This is a genomic window from Methylobacterium sp. E-045 (assembly GCF_022829685.1).
Taxonomy (GTDB): domain Bacteria; phylum Pseudomonadota; class Alphaproteobacteria; order Rhizobiales; family Beijerinckiaceae; genus Methylobacterium.
This window is the reverse complement of sequence record NZ_JAKSYE010000085.1, coordinates 296,269-317,669: the sequence shown is the minus strand read 5'-3', so window position 1 is coordinate 317,669 and position 21,401 is coordinate 296,269. Positions and strand designations below refer to the sequence as shown.

Annotated in this window: 16 protein-coding genes; 9 read left to right on the top strand and 7 right to left on the bottom strand. The window is 67.5% G+C overall.

The features are described from left to right. Positions 1-195 precede the first annotated feature (195 nt). Entirely contained in the window at positions 196-771 is a 576-nt protein-coding gene (locus MKK51_RS15090; protein ID WP_243978468.1) for an SH3 domain-containing protein, read from the bottom strand. 251 nt (positions 772-1,022) lie between these two features. Here MKK51_RS15090 and MKK51_RS15085 point away from each other — a divergent pair, with 251 nt between their 5' ends. The 3 genes from MKK51_RS15085 to MKK51_RS15075 all read left to right on the top strand — a co-directional run bounded on the left by MKK51_RS15085 (position 1,023) and on the right by MKK51_RS15075 (position 3,778). After that, positions 1,023-2,027, top strand: coding sequence for a 2-hydroxyacid dehydrogenase (locus tag MKK51_RS15085; protein WP_243978458.1), 1,005 nt, complete (start codon positions 1,023-1,025; stop codon positions 2,025-2,027). A gap of 185 nt (positions 2,028-2,212) precedes the next feature. Then, complete coding sequence (locus MKK51_RS15080) at positions 2,213-3,253, top strand: sensor histidine kinase (RefSeq protein WP_243978456.1); 1,041 nt, start codon at positions 2,213-2,215, stop codon at positions 3,251-3,253. A gap of 102 nt (positions 3,254-3,355) precedes the next feature. Beyond that, a complete protein-coding gene (locus tag MKK51_RS15075) occupies positions 3,356-3,778 on the top strand; it encodes a SufE family protein (protein WP_243978455.1) in 423 nt (140 codons plus the stop codon). A gap of 14 nt (positions 3,779-3,792) precedes the next feature. Here the strand turns inward: MKK51_RS15075 and MKK51_RS15070 are convergent, their stop codons facing one another. Together MKK51_RS15070 and MKK51_RS15065 are read right to left on the bottom strand one after the other, a co-directional pair. Continuing rightward, a complete protein-coding gene (locus tag MKK51_RS15070) occupies positions 3,793-4,599 on the bottom strand; it encodes a DUF6456 domain-containing protein (protein ID WP_243978453.1) in 807 nt (268 codons plus the stop codon). 198 nt (positions 4,600-4,797) lie between these two features. Next, positions 4,798-5,232, bottom strand: coding sequence for a MucR family transcriptional regulator (locus MKK51_RS15065; protein WP_243978452.1), 435 nt, complete (start codon positions 5,230-5,232; stop codon positions 4,798-4,800). Between the two features lie 508 nt (positions 5,233-5,740). On the opposite strand from MKK51_RS15065, the gene MKK51_RS15060 reads away from it, so the two are divergent. Both MKK51_RS15060 and MKK51_RS15055 read left to right on the top strand, forming a co-directional pair. Beyond that, complete coding sequence (locus MKK51_RS15060) at positions 5,741-7,909, top strand: S9 family peptidase (protein WP_243978450.1); 2,169 nt, start codon at positions 5,741-5,743, stop codon at positions 7,907-7,909. A 77-nt stretch (positions 7,910-7,986) separates the two neighbouring features. After that, positions 7,987-8,691: a DUF4163 domain-containing protein gene (locus MKK51_RS15055; RefSeq protein WP_243978448.1), complete on the top strand. Its 705-nt coding sequence runs from the start codon at positions 7,987-7,989 to the stop codon at positions 8,689-8,691. A gap of 28 nt (positions 8,692-8,719) precedes the next feature. Here the strand turns inward: MKK51_RS15055 and MKK51_RS27390 are convergent, their stop codons facing one another. Together MKK51_RS27390 and MKK51_RS15045 are read right to left on the bottom strand one after the other, a co-directional pair. Continuing rightward, entirely contained in the window at positions 8,720-12,319 is a 3,600-nt protein-coding gene (locus MKK51_RS27390) for an AsmA family protein (RefSeq protein ID WP_243978447.1), read from the bottom strand. A gap of 185 nt (positions 12,320-12,504) precedes the next feature. Next, complete coding sequence (locus MKK51_RS15045; protein WP_243978445.1) at positions 12,505-12,756, bottom strand: hypothetical protein; 252 nt, start codon at positions 12,754-12,756, stop codon at positions 12,505-12,507. Between the two features lie 141 nt (positions 12,757-12,897). Here MKK51_RS15045 and MKK51_RS15040 point away from each other — a divergent pair, with 141 nt between their 5' ends. The 3 genes from MKK51_RS15040 (at position 12,898) to MKK51_RS15030 (ending at position 16,866) form a co-directional block, all read left to right on the top strand. Continuing rightward, on the top strand, positions 12,898-15,303 hold the full coding sequence (locus MKK51_RS15040) for an ATP-dependent helicase (protein WP_243978443.1): 2,406 nt from the start codon (positions 12,898-12,900) through the stop codon (positions 15,301-15,303). A gap of 469 nt (positions 15,304-15,772) precedes the next feature. Then, positions 15,773-16,489 carry a PhoH family protein gene (locus tag MKK51_RS15035; protein WP_243978441.1) on the top strand — a complete coding sequence of 239 codons (717 nt, stop codon included), beginning with the start codon at positions 15,773-15,775 and terminating at the stop codon, positions 16,487-16,489. A gap of 131 nt (positions 16,490-16,620) precedes the next feature. Further along, the gene (locus tag MKK51_RS15030; protein WP_243978439.1) at positions 16,621-16,866 is read left to right on the top strand and encodes a hypothetical protein; all 246 of its coding nucleotides are present in this window, start codon (positions 16,621-16,623) and stop codon (positions 16,864-16,866) included. A 226-nt stretch (positions 16,867-17,092) separates the two neighbouring features. On the opposite strand, the gene MKK51_RS15025 is transcribed toward MKK51_RS15030, so the two are convergent. Both MKK51_RS15025 and MKK51_RS15020 read right to left on the bottom strand, forming a co-directional pair. After that, positions 17,093-18,643: a murein L,D-transpeptidase family protein gene (locus tag MKK51_RS15025; RefSeq protein ID WP_243978660.1), complete on the bottom strand. Its 1,551-nt coding sequence runs from the start codon at positions 18,641-18,643 to the stop codon at positions 17,093-17,095. 392 nt (positions 18,644-19,035) lie between these two features. Continuing rightward, on the bottom strand, positions 19,036-19,998 hold the full coding sequence (locus MKK51_RS15020) for an acetyl-CoA carboxylase carboxyltransferase subunit alpha (RefSeq protein WP_243978438.1): 963 nt from the start codon (positions 19,996-19,998) through the stop codon (positions 19,036-19,038). Positions 19,999-20,280: 282 nt separating this feature from the next. Here MKK51_RS15020 and MKK51_RS15015 point away from each other — a divergent pair, with 282 nt between their 5' ends. After that, positions 20,281-21,399, top strand: coding sequence for a patatin-like phospholipase family protein (locus MKK51_RS15015; protein WP_243978436.1), 1,119 nt, complete (start codon positions 20,281-20,283; stop codon positions 21,397-21,399). Positions 21,400-21,401 lie beyond the last annotated feature (2 nt).

Genomic DNA, 21,401 nt, shown 5'->3' with positions numbered 1-21,401 from the left:
TTCGTTTCCCATGCCCTACGAAAAAGGCCCGGCTCTGCCGGGCCTTTTTCGTATGTCGCCGACCGGTGCGGCAGGTCTCATACCGGACGACGGTGAGGAGACCTCATCGTCGTCTCCCCCACACGACAGCGCGGCGGCGGGTGACCTCCGAACGCGCCGATCCCGGCCATCGGTCGGGGTCAGCGCCGCTCGGACTCAGTCGATCTTCTCGTTGGGATAGACGCCCCAGAGGCGGTCCTGGCGGATGTAGCCGTCCACGTCGCCGCCCTTCTGCGGCAGAGCGACGATGACCCGGCACCAGCTTCCGGTACAACTCTTCACGCTGCCGATGACGCCGGGCTGGAGCTTGGCCTCCACGGACGACCCTTCCTCCGCACGGGCATGGAGCGGGATCGCGGCGTCGCCGCCTCTCGCCGCCATGACGATGGAGGTGCGCCGGCCGGAGAGGAGAGAGTGCAGCACCCAGCCCTCGGTCCCTTCGGAATCGCGGATGCGCCGCCAAGTCTCGAACTCGGCGACGATCTCGATGGGCAGGCCTGCCCGCTGGAACACCCACAGCGTGCGGTGGTCCTTCGACGGCCCTTCGCGCAGATTCACACGATCGGTCTTGAGGCTCGCGTAGCGCGGCAGGGGAAGGCCCGTGGCCGGTCCGCGATTCGCGTCCGAGGCGCCTCCCGCCGCCGGGGCGGCCAGGACCGGGGAGAGCGGCGCCGTGAGCCAGGAGGCAACCGTCAGGCACGTGAAGAACAGAAGTCCAGGCAGGCGCGTCATCGGTCTTCCCAAAGGTTCGCGATCGTCATGGCGACGATCGCCGTCGTCGATCCTCGTCTAGCGCTCCCTCGCGCGCGGGGGCACGTTGTGTTCCGTGCCCTCTCTGGTAGAGAAGCCTTCGGAACCGGCAGCCGAGGCGTCGGGGCTATGGGACCTGTCTGGCCGATGCGTGGTTAATGCCGGGTCAAGCCTCGGCGCGAACCGCGCCTCACGGCAGCGGTCGGCCTGGCAGAAACGTTCGCGGAGGGTGCATGTCGTCGTTGAAGCGCAAGCCACTCGTTGTGGTCACGCGTCGCCTCCCCGAGGTGGTCGAGGCGCGCATGCGCGAACTGTTCGATATCCGCCTCAACTCCGACGATAAACCGATGGGCAGCGAGGCGCTGGCCGCCGCGTTGCGCGAGGCCGACGTGCTCGTTCCCACCGTTACCGACAAGATCGATTCCGGTCTCCTTGCCCAGGCCGGCCCGAACCTTCGCCTGATCGCGAATTTCGGCAATGGCGTCGACCACATCGACGTGGCCGGGGCGTTGGAGCGTGGCATCACCGTCACCAACACCCCCGGCGTCCTCACCGAGGACACCGCCGACATGACGATGGCGCTGATCCTCGCCGTGGCCCGCCGCGTGGCGGAAGGGGCGCGGATCATCCCCGACGACAATTGGGACGCGGGCTGGTCTCCCACCTGGATGCTCGGCCGCCGCATCACCGGCAAGCGCCTGGGCATCGTTGGCATGGGGCGGATCGGCCAGGCCCTGGCCCGCCGTGCCAAGGCGTTCGGCCTGCAGATCCATTATCACAACCGGCGCAGGGTGCCGGTGCAGATCGAGCGCGAGCTCGACGCGACCTATTGGGAATCCCTCGACCAGATGCTGGCGCGGGTGGACATCGTATCGGTGAACTGTCCGCACACGCCGGCGACCTATCACCTGCTCTCGGCCCGCCGCCTCAAGCTGCTCAAGCCCGAGGCGATCGTCGTGAACACCGCCCGCGGCGAGGTCATCGACGAGAACGCCCTCGCTCGCCTGATCGAGGCGGGCGAGATTTCGGCGGCCGGCCTCGACGTGTTCGAGCAGGAACCTGCCGTGAGTCCGCGTCTCGTCAAGCTCGCCCGGTCCGGCAAGGTCGTCCTCCTGCCGCATATGGGGTCGGCCACCCACGAGAGCCGGACGGATATGGGCGAGAAGGTCATCATCAACATCAAGACCTTCATGGACGGGCACCGTCCGCCGGACCGGATTCTGCCGAGCATGCTCTGAGGATCGTCAATCGGCCCGGCCGGCGGTCCGGCGCCGGGCATGGGGCCGGTTTGCACGGTGCTTGCAGGGCCCTTGATCTATGTGCACTGGCATACCGAGGCCGTAGGAACGGCGTCATGTCCGATACGTTGACCGGCGCCGACATGGATCATCGGTTGTCGCGTATCGGGTAGAGTGGGAGCAACATGGCCGCGGAGACACAGTCGACCGAGGCGAGCATCGGAGAGGCCGTACCGTGCGACGAGTTTCGTCGTTTCGCGGATTTCGTGCCCCTGATGATGTGGCGCTCCGATATCGAAGGGGCGGCGGTCCATCACAACGAGTGCTGGCTCGATTTCACCGGCCGACACCGGGACGAAGAGCTCGGCCACGGCTGGCGGCGGGGCCTGCATCCGGACGATTTCGACCGCCATGCCGCGCTGGTCGAAGAGGCCTTCGCCTCGCGCAGCCCCTATTCCATCGAGTTTCGCCTGCGCCGTCACGACGGCGCCTATCGCTGGCTCCTGAACAACGCCCGTCCCCTCACCGAGAACGGCACGTTTCAGGGCTATCTCGGATCGTGCTTCGACATCACCGACCGTAAGCGGGCCGAAGAGCATGCCGAGCACGCACTCGTGGAGAAGGAAGCCCTTCTCGCCGAGGTGTATCACCGGGTGCGCAACAACCTCCAGGTGATGGTGAGCCTGATTGGTCTCTACGGCCGCGCCGCGCCGCCGCCGTGCCGCGGGAGCTTCGAGGCGCTCGGCCAGCGCGTACGGGCCATCGCCCTGGTTCAGCAGCACCTGCACGAAGCGCCGCATATCGCTTCCATCGACCTGCGCGACTACCTTCACCGGCTCGCTTCCGGTCTCGGCCAGTTGCGGCGGGCGGGTCGTATCAGCGTGGCGGTGGGCGGCAGCGGCACGAGCCTCGTTGAGCCGCGTACCGCCAACGCCCTCGGCATGATCGTGGCCGAAGTCGTGGCCGAATGCCTCGATGCCACTGCCGATTCCGTCTCCTGCACGATCGCGATCACTATCGACGCCAAGGCCGGCGCCCCGGTGCGCCTCACCATCGTGTCCGGCGGCGATCAGCCGGGAGATCATGCCACGGACGTGCCCAATCTCGGTCCGAGGCTGGTGGCGGCCTATGCCGCCCAGGCCGAGATCGCCGTCCGCGGAACCGGCACGCAGGGCGACCCGATGGAACTGCAACTGCCCGAAGCCCTGGTGCATCCGTCGGAGTAGCGGGCCTTGGCGCTCGCCTGACGGAGAGCTCCTCCCTATATCGTGAGGGCGGGGCCGTGCCGCCGCTTCGCTCGACCGTCGACGAGAGTTCAGCCTGACACCATGCTTCCACCCATCGCAACGATCATCGACAATTTCGAAATCCTCGACGACGGGCCGGACCAGCTCGAGTATCTGATGGAACTGGGCCGTGCCCTGCCGCCGTTTCCGGACGAACTGCTCACCGAGCAGAACCGGGTCCATGGCTGCGAAAGCCAGGTCTGGGTCGATTCGAACGTCGATCATTCGCAGATTCCGCCCCGCCTGCATCTGCGAGGTACCAGCGATTCCTTCATCACCAAGGGGTTGATCGCCCTGGTGATGGCCCTGCACGACGGAAAGACGCCGGCGGAGATCGCGGAAGTCGACGTTTTCCAGGTCTTTAAGCAGATCGGCCTCGGTGCTCATCTGACCTCGAAGCGTTCCAACGGGGTCCGGGCTATGGCCGAACGCATCCATCGAGACGCCGCCCGTCTCGCGGCCTGAACAAGCTTCGTGCGTCAGGCCCCCTCGCGCCACAGGCGTAGACGTGACCGGCTCGGGCCCACCGCCTCCCGTTCCAGCCCGTAATGCTCCGCCAGCCGCGCCAGGGCGATGCGGATGACGACCTTGGCCGAGCGCGCCGGCCAGCGGCGCTCCGCCTCGATCGTCTCCAGGCCTTTCACGAAGCCGCACAGGTCGATCAGCAATCCTGACAGATCGCTCCCGACCGCTGTGAGGGCCGTGCGCACGCGCTGCCGGGCCGCCAGCATGGCATCCGACCCGGCCGAGGGGTCGCGGGGGCCACCGCCATCCACCTTGACCCCACTCCAGTCCGATCCCAGACGTGGCATCAGCGCCCCCATCGTCATGTCGCGGCGCAGCCGCTCGCCCGCCTCGAAACAGGCGGCGTCGATCAAGGGGGTTCCATCGCGGTCGCGGCGCCGTGCCATCCAGGCGAGGGGACTCTCGGAGGCGTCGCGGACCGGACGGCTCGCCTCGCCTCTGCCTTCGAGGTCGAGGTGCTGAGCGAGGTAGGGCGTGTCCCGCCCGGCTCGGTCCCGCCGCAACCTCGCCCGACCAGCGGCGCTGATGGTGAGCCGGGCGCGCCGTCCCGCCGCCTGCTCGGCGAGATCGCAGGAGAGGAGCGTCTGTCCGGCCTGTGTGCCATAGCGCCCGCTGCTCAGCGACACCCCATCGCCGCCGCTCCGCACGATGATCTCGCCTTCCGTCAGCGGATCGGGAAGCGCGTAGGCTCCCTCTTCGTCGAGGGCGATGAGGAGCCGAGCCGCATCACGGTCGAGTTCCGCCGGACCTCGCACCGACATGGAGCTCCGTCCAGTGCCGTGAATCGCCACATTTCGGAATTTGTTCATGATATGTTCCCTGACGCACACTTGCGACAACCGCCGCGGCAGCAGGGATATTAAAAGAAAATAGTCCTAAATCAAGTCGAAGTTGCCACGGTACCGAAAACGCGGGAGGGCCGGACGGCGAGACTTCGCGAGCGCCCGGCCCTGCTTCCCTTAAGCGGCCTCGTCGTAGGTTCCGTTGCGGGTCTGGCCGAGGCCGATGGCCTTTGCGAGGTCCGAACGCGCCTTGGCGTAGTTGGGGGCGACCATCGGATAGTCAGACGGGAGGCCCCACTTCGCGCGATACTGTTCCGGGCTCATGTCGTACTTCGCGCGCAGGTGGCGCTTTAGCGATTTGAACACGCGCCCGTCTTCGAGGCAGATGATGTGATCGGCTGTCACCGACTTCTTCACGGGAACGGCAGGCTGCTGCGGCGCGGATGCGACCTTGGCCTCGGCTTCGCCGTTCGCGACCTGCGTCAGCGAGGTGTGGACGCGGGTAATGAGCTGCGCGAGCTCGCCAACCGGCACGGGATTGTTGCTCACATAGGCCGAGACGATATCGACCGTCAGTTCCACGAAGTCGGCCGAATTCTCAATGTCGCTCATTGTCTAAACAGTTCCTTTTAGCACGAGGCCGGACACGGTCTGCTGAGTATGCAGGCGAGGGGCCAAGGGGAAGTTTGGCAATCCACGGCTGTAACTCTCGGCATCGCGGCTTCATCCAGTGGTGCTCTACGATGGTGGGCGAGGGTAATCGCCATGGTTCTCATTCTATGATATTCAAGTTGATCTCGCAAGACGGGCGGCAGTCATGCGGCTGTGCCGAATCAACGGTTGTGAACAATATTTCAATTTAACGTGAGTTCGCATCGTCGTACGGTAAGTCGATGAGCTGTCAACAGGGGCTGTCAGGGGATGGAAATCCAGTTGCACCCATGATGCAACATCACTTCGCGCACCGAGCGATCCGGCTCCGTGCGCAAAAGACTTTCGCTTCGACCTTGCCCATAGCCTCCGGCTGGGACACATGCAGGCATCGAAGGGGACCGGTAACCGGATCGGTCGCCGCTACGCTATTCAGCCGACGGTGGTTGGCAACCTTGCAGGTCTACCCATGGACGATCTTTTCCACCTGGAAAGCAAGCCGCCCGTCGCCGAGGTGCGTCCGCACACATTCACTGTGCACGGACGGGCAATTTCCGACAATTATTCTTGGTTGAAGGCCGAGAACTGGCGCGACGTGCTCAAGGACCCCACGGCGCTCCCGCCCGATATCCAGGCATATCTCGATGCCGAGAACGCGTATACGGAGGCGGCCCTCGGCGATCTTGGTTCTCTACGCAAGATCTTGGTCGCGGAAATGCGCGGTCGCATCCGCGAGGACGATAGCGGCGTGCCCGAGCCGGACGGTGCCTTCGCCTATTACACCCGTCATCGCGAGGGCGGGCAGCACCCCCTCGTCTGCCGGCGTCCGCGCACGGTCGTGGTCATCCCCGGTCAGGGGGCGGAGACGGCCGGGACGGGCGGTCCGGAAGAGGGCGAGGAGATCCTCCTCGACGGAGACGAGGAGGGCAAAGGGTTGCCCTTCTTCGAACTCGCCGCGGCGGTCCATGCGGACGACCATACCCGCCTCGCCTGGAGCGCGGATTCGAAGGGGTCCGAACTCCACACCATTCGCGTCCGCGACCTCGGCACGGGACAGGATCTCCCGGACCGCATCGAGGCCACCACCGGCGAGGTGGTCTGGTCCGCCGACGGGCTGTCGTTCCACTATGTGGCCGTTGACGAGAACCATCGTCCCGCCCGCGTCATGCATCACGTGGTGGGCACCGAGCAGGCCACCGATACGTTGCTCTACGAGGAGCGGGATTCCGGATTCTTCGTCCATATCGAGACGACTCAATCGCGCGATTACCTCGCCATCACGGCGAGCGACCACGAGACGTCCGAGGTTCATCTCCTTGACCGCAAGTCGCCGGATGCAACCCTGCTATGCGTTCAGCCGCGGGAGCCGCTGCTGATCTACTCCGTGGAGAATTGGGGAAATCACCTCTTCATCCTGACCAACGCGGATGGGGCCGAGGACTTCAAGATCGTCACCACCCGCATCGGCGCGTCGGGCCGCGCCCATTGGAACGACCTGATTCCGCACCGGCGCGGCGTGATGATCCGTCACCAGCACGTCATCGCCCAGCACCTTGTGCGCCTTGAGATCGAGAATGCGCGGCCCCGCATCGTCGTGCGAGACACACAGGGCAACGAGCATGTCGTGGCCTTCGCCGAGGAGGCCTATTCCCTCGGTCTCCAGCCGGGGCACGAGTTCGAGACGGCGGTGATCCGCTTCACCTATTCGTCGATGACCACGCCGGCCGAGACCTACGATTACGATTGCACGACCCGCGCGCGGCAGCTGCGCAAGCGCCAGACGATCCCGAGCGGGCACGATGCCTCCGCCTATGTGACGCGCCGGATCTTCGCCACGGCGCCGGATGGGGAGAGCGTGCCGATCTCGCTCCTCCACCGCCGCGACCTCGTCCTCGACGGCTCGGCCCCGCTGCTGCTCTATGGCTACGGGTCCTATGGCACGCTGATGCCGGCCGCGTTCCGCACCAACCTGCTGTCGCTGGTGGATCGCGGCTTCGTCTATGCCATCGCCCATGTGCGCGGCGGTACCGAGAAGGGCTGGCACTGGTACATGGACGGCAAGCGGGGCAAGAAGCCGAATACCTTTACGGACTTCGTCGCCTGCGGCCACGCTCTTGCGGAGGCCGGATACACCACGCCCGGCCGCATCGTCGCCCATGGCGGCTCGGCCGGCGGGATGCTGATGGGGGCGGTGGCCAACCTCGCGCCGGAGCTCTTCGCCGGGATCGTCGCCGACGTGCCTTTCGTCGACGTGCTCAACACCATGCTCGACGGCGACCTGCCGCTGACCCCGCCGGAATGGCCCGAATGGGGCAATCCGGGTGCGAGCGTCGAGGATTTCGAGACGATCCTGTCCTACTCGCCCTACGACAACGTCTCGGCGCAGAACTACCCGGCGATCCTTGCGCTGGGCGGCCTCACCGATCCGCGCGTGACCTATTGGGAGCCGGCGAAATGGGTGGCGCGCCTGCGCGCCACGATGACGGGCGGCGGCCCGATCCTGATGCGGATCAACATGGAAGCCGGCCATGGCGGGGCGGCCGGACGCTTCGACCGGCTGGAGGAAGTGGCCCTGATCTATGCCTTCGCCCTGCGGGCGGTGGGGCGGGCGGGGGTCGGCGATGGGGCGCAGCCGTGACGGCCTTCGCCCGAACCGCTGCAGTCGCCGCGTGTCTGCTGGCGACCCTTGCCCCGGGCGCGGCGGCGGACAGGGCGGTGTCCCTTGAGGTCCGTCCCGATCTCGCCAAGGATCTGTCGGCGATGCCGCGGATCGCCAACCCGGTCGACGACGCGGAGCGGCGCATCAACACCGCCGTCCATCGCCTGGACGGGGCCGTGCGCAAAGCCGCCGCCGAGTGTCTGGCCGAGGGAGGCAAACATGCCGATTACGGCCGGCATATCGAGGTGACCATGCGGGGGCCCCGCTTCCTCAGTTACACGATGACCGACAGTTCCTTCTGCGGCGGCGCGCATCCCAATACCGGGACCTCGGCGATCGTTTACGACCTCACCTCGGGCGCTCCCGTCGATTGGACCGCGCTGCTGCCACCCGCCCTCACCGGCAAGGTGGCGCTCCAGACCGAAATGGATGGTAGCAGGATGGTGTCCCTGTCCTCGAAGCGGCTCTTCGACCTCTACCTCAAGGCTTATCGCCCCAGGACCGGCCAGGCGAAGGTGGATGCCGAGGACGACGAGTGCCGCGAGGCGGTCTCGACTTCGATCGGCGACGGGCCGCCGGCGATGACCGTTTGGCTCGATGCGAAGGCGGGCGGCCTCGCGGTCCAGTTCGATCTCGCCCATGTCGTTCAGGCCTGCGCCGACGTGGTGATCGTTCCGGTGTCGACCCTCAAGGCCGAGGGTGCCAATCCGGTACTCACCGATGCGATCGCCGCCGCCCGAGCCTTGCGGCCGGCTCCCTGATCGTCCCCGGCCTCGAAACGGGCCGCAATCAGGGCTGGGGTGCGGGCGGCTCGACGGCCCGGCCCGGAACATCCAGGACCGGCAACCCGTCGGCGGCGCGGCGGGCGGCATCCTCCAGACTCGGCGCCAGGGCGCGGATGCGTGCCTGACGCGCGGCTTCCTCGGCGGCCGCCTTCTCCGCTGCAGCTTTCTCGGTCGCGGCTTTCTCCGCAGCGGCCTTCTCGGCCGCCGCCTTGATCGCGGCGGTGCGGGCCTTGTCCATCTCGATCCTGGCACGGCGCCGCTGGCGCTCCATCTGATCCGCCTCGAACAGCTCGATCTTGTCGAGTTCGCGCTGCAGGACCACGGCGGCGAGGCCGTTGGTCAGCGGGCCGGCATCGACGCTGCGCTCGGGTTTACCCAGCGGGCCGGAATAGCCGAGCTGCACCGACGGAACCCCTCCGGTCCAGCCCTTTGGGGCGCCGCTCCCGGTCAATGTCCCGCGGGCGTCGAACCGCCCGGTCGTCAGGTCGATGGCGAGGGTGCCGGACCAGCGTGGCCCGCCGAGATCGAAGGCGAGGGGGGCTGCGCGGAGCGACCCGCCGGTGAGGCTCGCCGGCGCCTTGACGGTCCCTTTCACCGCCATCGGCGCGGCGGCGAGTTCCTCGGCGACGAGGGCCTGAAGCCGTCCGTCCCGCAGCGGATCGTCTTCTGCCAGCGCTTTCGCCAGGGCGCGCTCGATCCCGCCCGGATCGCCGCCGGGCAGCACGAGGTCGGTGAGGGCGATGTCGCCGCTGCCGCCGAGATTGCTGGCCATGTTCGCCAGGCTCTGGCCCGAGGCGCCGAAGCGCAGGTTTGCACTGGCGCGGCCGGAGATCGGCCCCGGACCGACGAGATCGGCGATGGAGGCGTCGCTCAGGCTCCCGTCCCCGGTGATCGCTGCGGCTCCGCCCTGCCGGGACAGGGTGACGGTCCCCATGAGACGGCCCCCGGCGAGGCGGCCGCTGAAGTCCCGGATCGAGAGGACGCCGTTGTCGAGGCGTGCACCGAAGGCCGCGCCCTCGGCCGTGAAGCGACGGCCGAGATCGAGCGTGTCCACCCTCACGTCGAGGTCGATGGGGGGGCGCTCCGCCGGCGGAGGGCCGAACCGGGCGCCGTCGCCGGCCTCCTGCTTCTTCCCGTCAGGCGGAATCACCAGGGACGCGGCGAGCCAGGGCAGCGACAGCCGCCCCAGCGCCACGCTGCCGAAGATGTCGCCGGTGGGCGACCGGTTGACGTTGGCGAGGATCGTGGCTCCGGCGATCCGCCCGGCTACATCCGCATGGGCATCCCGTCCCGCCCGCGACAACCCGACTAGCAATTCCGCCGGCAGCGGCGAGGGCAGGGCGGAGGTACTGCCGGCGAGGAGAAGGAAGGGCGCGAGGTCGGGTGTCTTCACCCGGATCTCGCCGGCTTCCGGCGGGGCCTGGCCCGGACCGGGCACGACGGGCTTCACCGTCGAGAGGCTGAGGTCGGCGATGGTGCCGGAGATGTCGAGGCCGAGGGGCGGAGCCGCGCCATCGGCGCCGGCCCGCCCGCGTGTCCCGGCGATGCGCAGGGCGGCGGGCTTGCGCAGGGCGGCCATGTCCTCGCGCTCGAACCAGCGCCCGGCGAGCGGGGTCGTCAAGGCGAGGGAGAGGCTGTCGATACGGCCGTCCCGCGACAGCAGGTCGAGGTCGAGGCTGCCGCCCGCCGCGGTCCCGTCGGCGCTGGTGCGCAAGGTGTCGGCGTCCCCGGCCTCGCGCTCCAGGGTCACGGCGAGGTCGAGGGCGCCGGCACGGAGAAAGCCCGGGATCATCCGGGCTTCGGCGATCCAGGTCCGGTCGAGGAGGGCGACGAGGGGCGCGGCCACCGGTGCCCACATCCGGCCGGCGATGCGGCCGGACCCATCCGGGGCGATGCGGCCGGAGAGCTTGGCGTTGGCGCCGGCGACATCCGTGACGTCGAGGCTGCTGACATTGAGGCTCGCCCCGTCCGACTGGATGCTCGCGGCGATGGTCCCGTTGCCCGAACGGGCTCCGGCCGGCCCGTAGCGCACGTCCCGCGCCTGGATCGTCAGGCCGATATCGTGGTCGTGGAGGCCGGACAGGGCGTTGCCGAAGGAGGGCAGGGCGGCGATGTCGACGCCCTGCGCCGAGAGTTGCGCGTCGAAGCGGCCGCGCCCGCCCGGCTCCGCCTGGGTGTAGCGGGCGTTGCCGGTGATCCGCGCCTCTCCGAGGGAGAGGCGCAGGTTGCGCAGCGACAGCGACGGGCTCGCCGTCGACAGGTCGGCGGCTGCCTGGATCGGGCGCCCGTCCATCACCGCGACGGCCGGGCCGCCGAAGCCGAACTTGCGCAGGTAGCGCCCGAATCCGTCGGAGGCGGCGGCGTCGAGGGAGACATTGCCCGTGAAGCGGAGGGCCGGCTGTGTATCGACCTCGCCGGAGGCGGTGAGGGCGGCCGCGCCCGGTGCCGTCACCGAGAAGCGCCGGAGGGCGAGCCCTCTCGTCCGGTCGAACGTGCCGGACAGTCGCAGGTTCGTCCAATCGTCGAGGCCGAGGGCGACGCTCTCGATGCCGAGATCGAGATCGACCATCATCGGCAGCTCGGAGCCCGCCCGTGGCATCCCGCGCGCGAGGAGGGCCTGTCCTCCCGTGGAGAGCAGGAAGGAGTCGAGATCCAGGCGGCGGGTCTCCAGGGTCAGTGCCGCCCTCCAGGCACGCAGGTCGATCCGCCCGGTGCCGGCGAGGCGCATGGCCTGACCGCCGGGATCGATCTCGGCCTTCAAGTCGGAGAATCGCACGATGGGGCCGTGGGCTTTGAACGTCCCGCCCAGCGAGAACGGCAGGTAGGCGCCCGCCACCTGGACCGGCGGACCGACCACGACCCGTGCCGTCCCTTCCGCCTTCGGGATCATCGCGCGCAGGGCGTCGCCGTCGGCCTCCGGATCGCCCGGCACCGGGTCGAGGCGCAGGCGGGCATCGGCCTCGAAACGCGGATGGGTATCGCCGCCGCCCGAGATCTTCACCGCGACGCTGCCGTCCTCCGCCGGCTCGCCGGTGGCGACGCGGAAGGCGACCGCGCCGCTCATCCCCTCGATCCGCCAGGGCCCAAGGAGACGAGGTGCGGAAAGATGTACCGCGTCGGCCCGGACCTGATCGGTGCGGCCGCTCTGCGGCACGAGGGTCGTCAGGACGACCTGTCCGATCGTCAGATCCTCAATGGCGAGGTCCTGGGCGGCGAGGGTCCGGTAGAGGTCGGCGGGCAGGCGGATCGCGTCGTCGTCGCTGATCGGAAGCTTGATCTCGGCCCGGCCGATCCGCGTCTCGGTGAAGCGGATCTCTCCCGTCAGCAGCGGCGTCAGGCCGATCTCGGCCCGGACGGACTGGAGGTCGAGGGCCGGCTTGTCGGCCTGTCCGCCGATGCGGAGACGATCGACGCTCAAGTGCGGCGAGGGCAGGAGCCTGACGCCGATCCGGCCTTCGGTGCGTGCGTCGAGGCCGAGGGATCGCCCGATCGCCCGGTCCACCAGCGTACGGTAGCTCTCCCAGGCCACAAGGGGTGGGACCGCGAGGGCCGCGACGAGGATCAGGATGACGGCGCCCGCCAGCGCGGTCAGGATGTCTCGCACCGTCTTGGTTTCCGCCTCGCTCCGGCCCGGTTTCCGGGACTGCCATGGGGCGGGCACGTCGTCTCACCGGACGTGATGCCCGGTCGTGCCCCCACCCCATCCGGCATAGCACACCGATCCCGGCCGCGCGCCAGGGCCGAATCCCGCGGTCAACAGATGCCGTGCTTCACGTCCGGCCCGTTCGATCAGCGGCGGGGGGCGATGCCGGGGCCGACCGGGGCCGGACGGGTGACCTCGTTGCGCTGCATCTGCATGCGGATCTGATTGTTCTCGAACTGCTGCTGGTGCCGGACGCCGCGAATTTCGCTCTGCGTGGCCAGACGGTCGTTTGTCTCGTTCAGCGACCGCGTGCCGGGCGACTGGGCCATGGCCGGAGCCGAGGCGAGACCGGCGGCTAGGCCTGCGAGGGAGAGGACGGACAAAGAACGCGTGCGCATGGAGGACCCTTCTGTGATGACGGCCGGGATATGGTGAGACGACGCCCGAGATGAAACCGGAGTTCCGTTTCCGGGCGAGGCTGGATCGGCCCCGTCGTCCCGACCCTCGACGCCGTTCGCGTTTTGGTCCAGGGAGGCAGCATGAAACAGCATCCCGACGCAGCGGCGGCGTCCGTGCCGGCGCCGGCCTCCGGCGTGGCGGCCGAGGCCGCGCAGAGCTCCATCGCCGCCCGCGCCATGGCCTCCCTCAGGCCGCAGGGCTCACCCTATCTCGAAGGGCTGAACCCCGAGCAGCGCCGCGCCGTCGAGACGACGGAAGGGCCGGTCCTCGTCCTCGCGGGCGCGGGCACCGGCAAGACGCGGGTACTCACCACGCGAATCGCCCATCTTGTCTCGACGGGCAAGGCGCGGCCTTTCGACATCCTCTCGGTGACCTTCACCAACAAGGCCGCCCGTGAGATGAAGCACCGGATCGGTGCGCTCATCGGCCCGGCCGGCGAGGGGATGCCCTGGCTCGGCACGTTCCATTCCATCGGCACCAAGATCCTGCGCCGGCACGCCGAGATGGTGGGCCTGAAATCCGATTTCACGATCCTGGGGATGGACGACCAGCTTCGCCTGATGAAGCAGGTCATCGTCGACCAGAACATCGACGAGAAGCGCTGGCCGGCCCGCGCCCTGTCCTCGGCCATCGACGGGTGGAAGAACCGCGGTCTCCTGCCCGAACAGGTGCCTCCCGGTGAAGCGGGGGCCTTCGCCTTCGGCAAGGGCGGCGCCCTCTACACCGCCTATCAGGCCCGGCTGCTAACCCTGAACGCCGCCGATTTCGGCGATCTCCTGCTGCTCTGCCTGAAGCTGTGGCGCGAGAACCCGGACGTGCTGGCCAATTACCAGCAGCGTTTCCGCTACATCCTGGTGGACGAGTATCAGGACACCAACGTCGCCCAGTATCTCTGGCTGCGCCTGCTTGCGCAGGGCCACCGCAACGTCGCCTGCGTCGGCGACGACGACCAGTCGATCTACGGCTGGCGCGGCGCCGAGGTCGACAACATCCTGCGCTTCGAGCACGACTTTCCCGGCGCCACCGTAGTGCGCCTGGAGCGCAACTACCGCTCCACCGGCCATATCCTCGCCGCCGCCTCGGGGCTCATCGCGAGGAATGAGGGGCGCCTCGGCAAGACCCTGCGCACGGAGGACGTGGCCGGCGAGAAGGTGACGGTGTCCGGCGCCTGGGATTCGGAGGAAGAGGCGCGCCAGCTCGGCGAATCCATCGAGAGCCTGCAGGCCAAGCAGCATCCGCTCTCCGAGATCGCCGTGCTCGTGCGCATCTCGGCCCAGATGCGCGAGATCGAGGACCGGTTCGTCCAGCTCGGCCTGCCGTATCGCGTCATCGGCGGCCCGCGCTTCTACGAGCGCGCCGAGATCCGCGATGCCCTGGCCTATCTGCGCGTCACCATGAACCCCGCCGACGACCTCGCCTTCGAGCGCATCTTCAACACCCCGAAGCGCGGTCTGGGAGATGCCACCCTGCAGATCCTGCACGGTTATTCCCGTTCGCAGCGCGTACCGCTGCTCCAGGCGGCGCGCAGCCTGATCGAGACCGACGAGCTGAAGCCCCGCGCGCGTTCCGGTGTCCGCGCCCTGGTGGAGAGCTTTTCGCGATGGGCGCGGATGGTCGGTACTCAGCCCCATTCGGAGGTGGCCCAGACCGTCCTGGAGGAATCCGGCTACACCGAGATGTGGCAGAAGGACAAATCTGCCGACGCCGCCGGGCGCCTCGAGAACCTCAAAGAGTTCGTGCGCTCCATGGAGGAATTCCCCGACATGGCGGCCTTCCTCGAGCACGTCTCCCTGGTGATGGAGGCGAGCGAGCAGGAGGGGGCCGACCGCGTCTCCCTCATGACCCTGCACGCCGCCAAGGGGCTCGAGTTCGACACCGTGTTCCTGCCCGGCTGGGAGGACGGCCTGTTCCCGAACCAGAGGGCGCTCGACGAGAGCGGCCGGGCCGGGCTGGAGGAGGAGCGCCGCCTCGCCCATGTGGGCCTGACTCGAGCCCGCAAGCGCGCCAAACTGTCGTTTGCCGTCAACCGCCGCATCCACGGACTGTGGTCTTCGACGGTGCCGAGCCGCTTCATCGATGAATTGCCCGCCGACGCCGTCGACGTGGTCGACGCTCCCGCGCATTTCTCCGCCGGCGCCTCGCGCTTCGATCGCAACCCGGCGCCGTTCGGCTCATCCTATGGGACGCCGGGCTGGCAGCGGGCGCAGGCCAACACCGCGGGAAACCAGGGGTTCGGAGGCGGGGGCGGGCAAGGTTTCGGAAGGTCGTCCTCGCCCGGCCGGAGCAATGGCGGCCCGCGCCAGATCGAAGGCGAGCTCGTCGCGAAGTCGACGGGTGCGCCGTCTGCGTTTTCGGATGGTATGCGAGTCTTCCACACCAAGTTCGGCCCCGGGAGCGTGGCGGCCGTCGACGGCAACAAGCTGACGGTTGACTTCGATAAGGCCGGCCGCAAGATGGTTCTCGACAGCTTCATCCAGCCAGGGTGAAGCACCCCGCCGGACGCATGCGACACGTCGTGTGTTCCCGGCCGGTTTCGCCCCTCGCAAAGGGCCGTGGTCGAGATGGATGCTTCGTCGTTCCACCATCTCATCTGTCGAAAACTGAAACCCTCCCTCATCCGCGCGTTGCCGAAGCGGAATTCGGACACACGTCCAGGATTTCGTGCCGTCATGCCCCTGTCGCCACCGGAGCGGCATGGTGTGTGCGTGGGTGATTCGTGGCTTGCCGCACCGGGAGCCCGGCACCCATAGGCCAAGTCAAAAATAGGCCAAGTCACACATACGCCGAGTCGTCCACAGGTGGTGGAGCGAGACGTGGAACTGAAAGATCTGCCGCCGATTTAACTTGTTAACGATTATGAGGGATAGTTTAGCAAGTTTTATCGAGGGCAGGACGCGTAGGCAGGTCGAAGATCAGTTGAACCCTAGTTGGCAAGTCCAGTTGGAGTGTTGATCGATGAAAAGACGGCGCACACGACTTGAGCTGGTAGAAGACCGCCCGGTGCGGCTGCACCGCACCCGGTTCGACGACGAGCGTAATTTAGGCCCTATCCAACCTCTCACCGTCCGGCAGGCCGAATACCTGGATGCCCTTGCCGTCAGCAAACAGGTCATTGTCCTCGGACCGGCCGGCACCGGCAAGACCTACATCGCCGGAACCCGCGCCGCAGATCAACTCCGCCAGCGCCGCATCGCCAAGGTCATCATCACCCGTCCCAACGTGCCATCGGGTCGCTCGCTGGGCTTCTTTCCCGGCAGCCTGGAGGAAAAGATCGCGCCGTGGGTCGCGCCGCTGACCGAGACCATGAAGGAGCGGATGGGCGACGCCGCCTACGAGATCGCCATGAAGACCGGCGACATCGAGGTGGTCCCGTTCGAGGTGATGCGCGGACGCACCTTCAAGAACTGCCTCGTGATCCTCGACGAGGCGCAGAACACCACCACCGCCGAAATCAAGATGTTCCTGACCCGCATCGGAGATGATTGCCAGGTCATCATCAACGGAGACGTGTCCCAGACCGACCTGCGCGAGACGTCGGGCCTCCGGACCGTGATCCATCTCGTGAAAAGCCGCATGATGCAGGTCCCCATCGTCGAGTTCACCCTCGACGACATCGTTCGTTCGGGCATCTGCGCCGAATGGGTTCGGGCTTTCGAGGAAACGAAACTCTGACTCGAGTGTTATCAGCGGCGGGTCGAACCGGACCCGCCGCACGTTACGGCGTGCGGCAATCATCTCTCCAGCGCGAGCGGGGGAGATCAATCCGAGCGCCGCGCTCGGGTGAAAGAGAACGGAAACGCCCGATGAGAAAATTGATCTTCGCTCTCGCCATGGTCGGAAGCCTTGGAGCCGGCGCCCTCGCGACGAGCGCTTCGGCCGCTCCGGGCACCCCGATGGGCGTCACCTCCTCCGAGACCGTCACCCCCGTGCGGATGCACCGTGGCGAGCACCGGATGCATCACCGCATGCAGCGTCGTCACCACATGCGCATGCATCGGAACCACATGCGTCACCGGATGATGCATAACCGCCGCATGAACCGCATGTGATCGCAGCAGCGATCCGAACGACGAAAGGGCCCTCGCGGGCCCTTTTTTCTTGGTCCATCGCCTGGCTTGGTCCCGGATGGTCATCCGGGAGAGGGGCGCGGGCGTAAGGACCGGCAGGAGATTTCGACCCGCGCTTCCATTCCCCGGAGAAGTGGACCGTGAGCGGTACCCGATTCGGAGTCCGGCGAGTAAACGTCGCGAAGCGTCTATTCGGCCAAAGCAGAGCTCAAAGCTTCGGCGTCGCCTTCGCTGTGCCATCCTTCACCAAGCCGTCCTTCGCCGCGGCTTCCTTGGCGGGGACGGCCTTCACCGCTGGGGTCTTTCCGGCTTTCGCGGATTCGGCCGCGATCTTGGCCTTTTGTCCCACCGCGCCGGTCACCGTCGGCACCGCGATCGCATGGGCGGTATGGATGGCTTTGCCCGGCTTCGGTGCCGACTGGATCGTCTCCTGGGCAGCGGCTGCGGCCGGGATCGTTGCGGCGTCGGCTGACGGGGTCGCCGGGGTCGGCGAGGCCTTGCCGGTCAGGAGGCTGCCCAGGACCTTCGTGTAGGAGGGCGAATCCACGTCGGCATCAGCCACGAGCACGCGCGTCGGCGTCGCCGGCTTTAGCGGCTCGGGCGCCGCGTTCGTCTTGGTGACGACGCTGCCGGGCTTGGTCTTGTCGCCCCCTGCCTTGAGGGCTGCCGCGGCGGCCTTGGTCGGGATCGGAGCCTCGACGGCGGCCAGCAGGACCGGCCGTCCCTTGGCATCCACCTCGACCTCGCGCTCGCCGGCGGCCAGGCTCTCGGGCCGGCTCACCTCGCCGAGATGGTGGCGGGCATATTCCTTGGGGTCGTAGGGCGCCTCCGGCTCGTCGTTCTTCGTCAGGTTGGCGAAGGCCATCGTCGAGGCGGGTGCCTGCGGCCGGAAGACCGGATTTTGGCCGCCATCGTCATAGACGACTCTTGTCGCCGGTGTGCCCTTGGCGACGAGTTCGGCGATGTCGTGGTTGTCCTTCGCCCGCTTCTCGGCGACGAGCGTGTCCACCTTCGGCGAGCACGAGCCGGCGGCAACGTCCTGTCCGCCGAAGACGTAGCGCGTACCGCAGACGTTCACCCGCGGCTCTTCGCGCAGGGCCTCGAAGTAATCCGAGCCTTCCTTCAGGTTCTTCCAGAACGGCGCGTTGGGGTCGTTGCGATACTTGGCGAAGTTCGTCGCCGTCATCCGGAACGGATAGGACTGGAACTGGAAAGCGCGCTGCCCGCCGGCGAAGGAATCGCGCGCCAGGGCGTAGAGCTCACCCATGGACTCGTCGGTCATGGCGAAACAGCCCGACGACGAGCAGGTGCCGTGCACCATGATGTAGTTTCCGGTGCGCCCGTTGGCCCGGTCGTAGTTGTTCGGATAGCCGGTATCGAAGGAGAGATAATAGGACGAGTTCGGGTTCATCTGCCCCGGCGTCACCGTGTAGAACCCCTCGGGAGCCTGACGGTCGCCCTGTTTTGTCTTGGGGCCGAGCTGGCCCGACCAGCGGCAGATCGGGAAGGTCTTGAGGAGCGCATACTGGCCGTTCGTGCCGCGCTTCCACACCTCCATCTCCGCTTCCTTCTTATAGGCGCGGATCAGGATGGGGTCATTGGCGGCCATGCCCTTCTGGGCCATCAGCGCGAGGGTCTTGGCAGGAACCGGCGCAAGGGCGCGCAGCGGAACGCCACCGCCCATCGAGCCATCCTGGCAAGCGGTGAGGGAGAGAGCGAGCGCAACGACACCGGCAGCCGTAGCCAATCGTAGAGCCAGCGGGCGCAAAGCCATGGGGAACCCCGTCCTCATTCATGCGCTCGCGGGATCTCGCCCGTCGAACGCCACTCCCCAACCCAATAGCGTCATTAAACTTACCCGGTTGTTACCGCAAGAAGACGTAAATGGCCGGCGCGGCGAGATGTGGATTTCGGTGTCGTCCTCAGTATGGGCAACACATTGCCGCAAAGTGTCCGTCGGCCGTGACGTTCGCGGATGGAGGCCGGATGGCAATCGACTTGATTCCGCTGGTCTTTCCGCTCCCGGCACGGCGCGTGTGGAGGTATGGTGCTCGGAACGCCGAGCTCGGAAAGGCAGGCTGGGCGGGATTTAACAAAACCCTTACTGGTTCCTTCGTCCATATGCGCCAAAACGACGCACTAGGGAGCGGGCTACAGTTTGCGACCGATATCGAGGAACTTCGCCGCCCGGCGATCGCGGATTTCGTCGGGACTCAGGCCGTCGAACTCGGCGAGCGCCTTGGCCACGGCCTTGCCGGTGTTGGCGATCGCCGCGTCGCGGCCGCGATGGGCGCCGCCCGTGGCTTCCGGTATGATGGCGTCGATGATCCCGAGGCGCAGGAGATCCTGGGCCGTAATTTTCATGGCGGTGGCCGCATCCGCCGCCCGGCCCTGGTCGCGCCAGAGGATCGAGGCCGCGCCCTCGGGGGAGATGACGCCGTAGATCGCATGTTCGAGCATGAGGACGCGGTTGGCGGTGGCGAGCGCGATGGCGCCCCCCGAACCGCCTTCCCCGATGACCACGGCGACGTTGGGCACGCCGAGGCCGAGGCAGGTCTCGGTGGAGCGGGCGATGGCCTCGGCCTGGCCGCGTTCTTCTGCCTCGATGCCGGGAAAGGCACCGGCCGTATCGACGAAGGCGAGGACGGGAAGGCCGAAGCGGTCGGCCATCTCCATCAGCCGCACGGCCTTGCGGTAGCCTTCGGGTTTGGCCATTCCGAAATTGTGGCGCAGGCGGCTCTCGGTAGAGGAGCCCTTCTCCTGGCCGAGCACGCAGACGGCGCGGCCCTCGAAACGGCCGAAGCCGGCGACGATGGCCTGATCCTCACCGTAATGGCGGTCCCCGGCCAGGGGGGTGAACTCGGTGATCAGGCCGGCGCAATAGTCGATGAAGTGCGGGCGCTGCGGATGGCGTGCCACCTGCGTCTTCTGCCAGGGCGTCAGGGTGGCGTAGATGTCCGACAGGGCGGCGGCGGCCTTGCCTTCGAGACGGCCGACCTCCTCGCTGATGGAAACCGCCCCGTCGCGGGCCGCTAGGGTCCTCAGCTCCTCCAGCTTGGATTCGAGCTCGGCCACCGGCTTCTCGAAATCGAGATAGGAGCGCGTCACCGACATCGGTCAGAGATCCTTGTTCGTCGCCGTTCTGCACGCCGTGGGCCCGTGCCGGGCATGAAAGCGGCCGGAGGCGTCCGGGGCGGGCGGGAAAAGCCGCGGCTGGCCCGGCGGTGTTGGCGAAGGAACACCGCCTGTCAACCGTCCCGGCTTCCCGAGCCCGCCTTCGCAGTGCGGGACGATGGTCATCGGGGCGGCCTTGGGTCATGGTGCCGTCATCGTTCGACGTCCACCCTGCTCCACCGGTGAACGGCGTCGAGGGACGTCCCTGAGAGGTCCGCGCCCGTGACAGAGTTTTCCAGCGGCGAATCCCATGTCCTCGTGCTTCAGGGCGGCGGGGCCCTCGGTTCCTATCAGGCCGGCATCTACGAGACACTGGCCGCGGAGGCAATCGCGCCCGATTGGGTGGCGGGCATCTCCATCGGCGCCATCAATGCTGCCCTGATCGCCGGCAACCCGCCCGAGCGCCGCGTGGAGCGGTTGAAGGCGTTCTGGGAGCAGGTCTCGTCCGGCGTGATGGGTTCGCCGTGGTTTCCCGGAGAGCAGGCGCGGGCGGCCTTCAACGAGGCCAGCGCCAATTGGATCGCCACTGTGGGGGTGCCCGGCTTCTTCACGCCGCGCTTTCCTCCGGCCACCCTCTACCCGCCCGGCACGCCGGAAGCGCTGAGCTATTACGATACCGCCCCGCTGAAGGCGACGCTGGAGCGGCTCGTCGATTTCGACCTCGTCAACGAGGGCCGGACCCGGCTCAGCATCGGCGCGGTCAACGTGCGCACCGGCAACTTCGTCTATTTCGACAACCGCTGCGACCGCATCACGCCCGAGCACATCATGGCCTCGGGGGCGCTGCCGCCGGGCTTTCCGCCGGTGACCATCGACGGCGAGCAGTATTGGGACGGCGGCATCGTCTCGAACACGCCGCTGCAATACATCCTCGACGAGGAGCGCAGCCGCGACCTCGTCGTCTATCAGGTCGATCTCTTCGCCGCACGCGGGCCGATGCCCCGCACCCTCATCGAAGCGGCCGAGCGTGAGAAGGACATCCGCTTCTCGAGCCGCACCCGGCTCAATACCGACAAGAACCTCGAAGCCCGCAGGGCGAAAGCCGCCTTCCGGCGCCTCGCCGAGAAGCTGCCGCCGGAGCTGATGAGCGACGAGGACGTCACCTACCTGCGCCAGGTCACCCACGCCAACTTCACCACGGTGATGCAGCTGATCTACCGGCGGAAAGCCTATGAGGGGAACTCGAAGGATTACGAGTTTTCCCGCGCCACCATGCTCGAACACTGGGCGGCGGGTGCCGATGACCTGCGCCGCTCCCTGCGGGCGCCCGCGTGGCGGGATCGCGTGCAGGACGAGACCGGCGTCGCTGTGTTCGACCTGACGCGGGACGCCCGCGACTGACC

What these genes read in the sequence shown, in the direction of transcription:
- MKK51_RS15090 (WP_243978468.1), bottom strand. Translation starts at nt 771, where the DNA reads ATGACGCGCCTGCCTGGACTTCTGTTCTTCACGTGCCTGACGGTTGCC.
- MKK51_RS15085 (WP_243978458.1), top strand. Translation starts at nt 1,023, where the DNA reads ATGTCGTCGTTGAAGCGCAAGCCACTCGTTGTGGTCACGCGTCGCCTC.
- MKK51_RS15080 (WP_243978456.1), top strand. Translation starts at nt 2,213, where the DNA reads ATGGCCGCGGAGACACAGTCGACCGAGGCGAGCATCGGAGAGGCCGTA.
- MKK51_RS15075 (WP_243978455.1), top strand. Translation starts at nt 3,356, where the DNA reads ATGCTTCCACCCATCGCAACGATCATCGACAATTTCGAAATCCTCGAC.
- MKK51_RS15070 (WP_243978453.1), bottom strand. Translation starts at nt 4,599, where the DNA reads ATGTCGGTGCGAGGTCCGGCGGAACTCGACCGTGATGCGGCTCGGCTC.
- MKK51_RS15065 (WP_243978452.1), bottom strand. Translation starts at nt 5,232, where the DNA reads ATGAGCGACATTGAGAATTCGGCCGACTTCGTGGAACTGACGGTCGAT.
- MKK51_RS15060 (WP_243978450.1), top strand. Translation starts at nt 5,741, where the DNA reads ATGGACGATCTTTTCCACCTGGAAAGCAAGCCGCCCGTCGCCGAGGTG.
- MKK51_RS15045 (WP_243978445.1), bottom strand. Translation starts at nt 12,756, where the DNA reads ATGCGCACGCGTTCTTTGTCCGTCCTCTCCCTCGCAGGCCTAGCCGCC.
- MKK51_RS15040 (WP_243978443.1), top strand. Translation starts at nt 12,898, where the DNA reads ATGAAACAGCATCCCGACGCAGCGGCGGCGTCCGTGCCGGCGCCGGCC.
- MKK51_RS15035 (WP_243978441.1), top strand. Translation starts at nt 15,773, where the DNA reads ATGAAAAGACGGCGCACACGACTTGAGCTGGTAGAAGACCGCCCGGTG.
- MKK51_RS15030 (WP_243978439.1), top strand. Translation starts at nt 16,621, where the DNA reads ATGAGAAAATTGATCTTCGCTCTCGCCATGGTCGGAAGCCTTGGAGCC.
- MKK51_RS15020 (WP_243978438.1), bottom strand. Translation starts at nt 19,998, where the DNA reads ATGTCGGTGACGCGCTCCTATCTCGATTTCGAGAAGCCGGTGGCCGAG.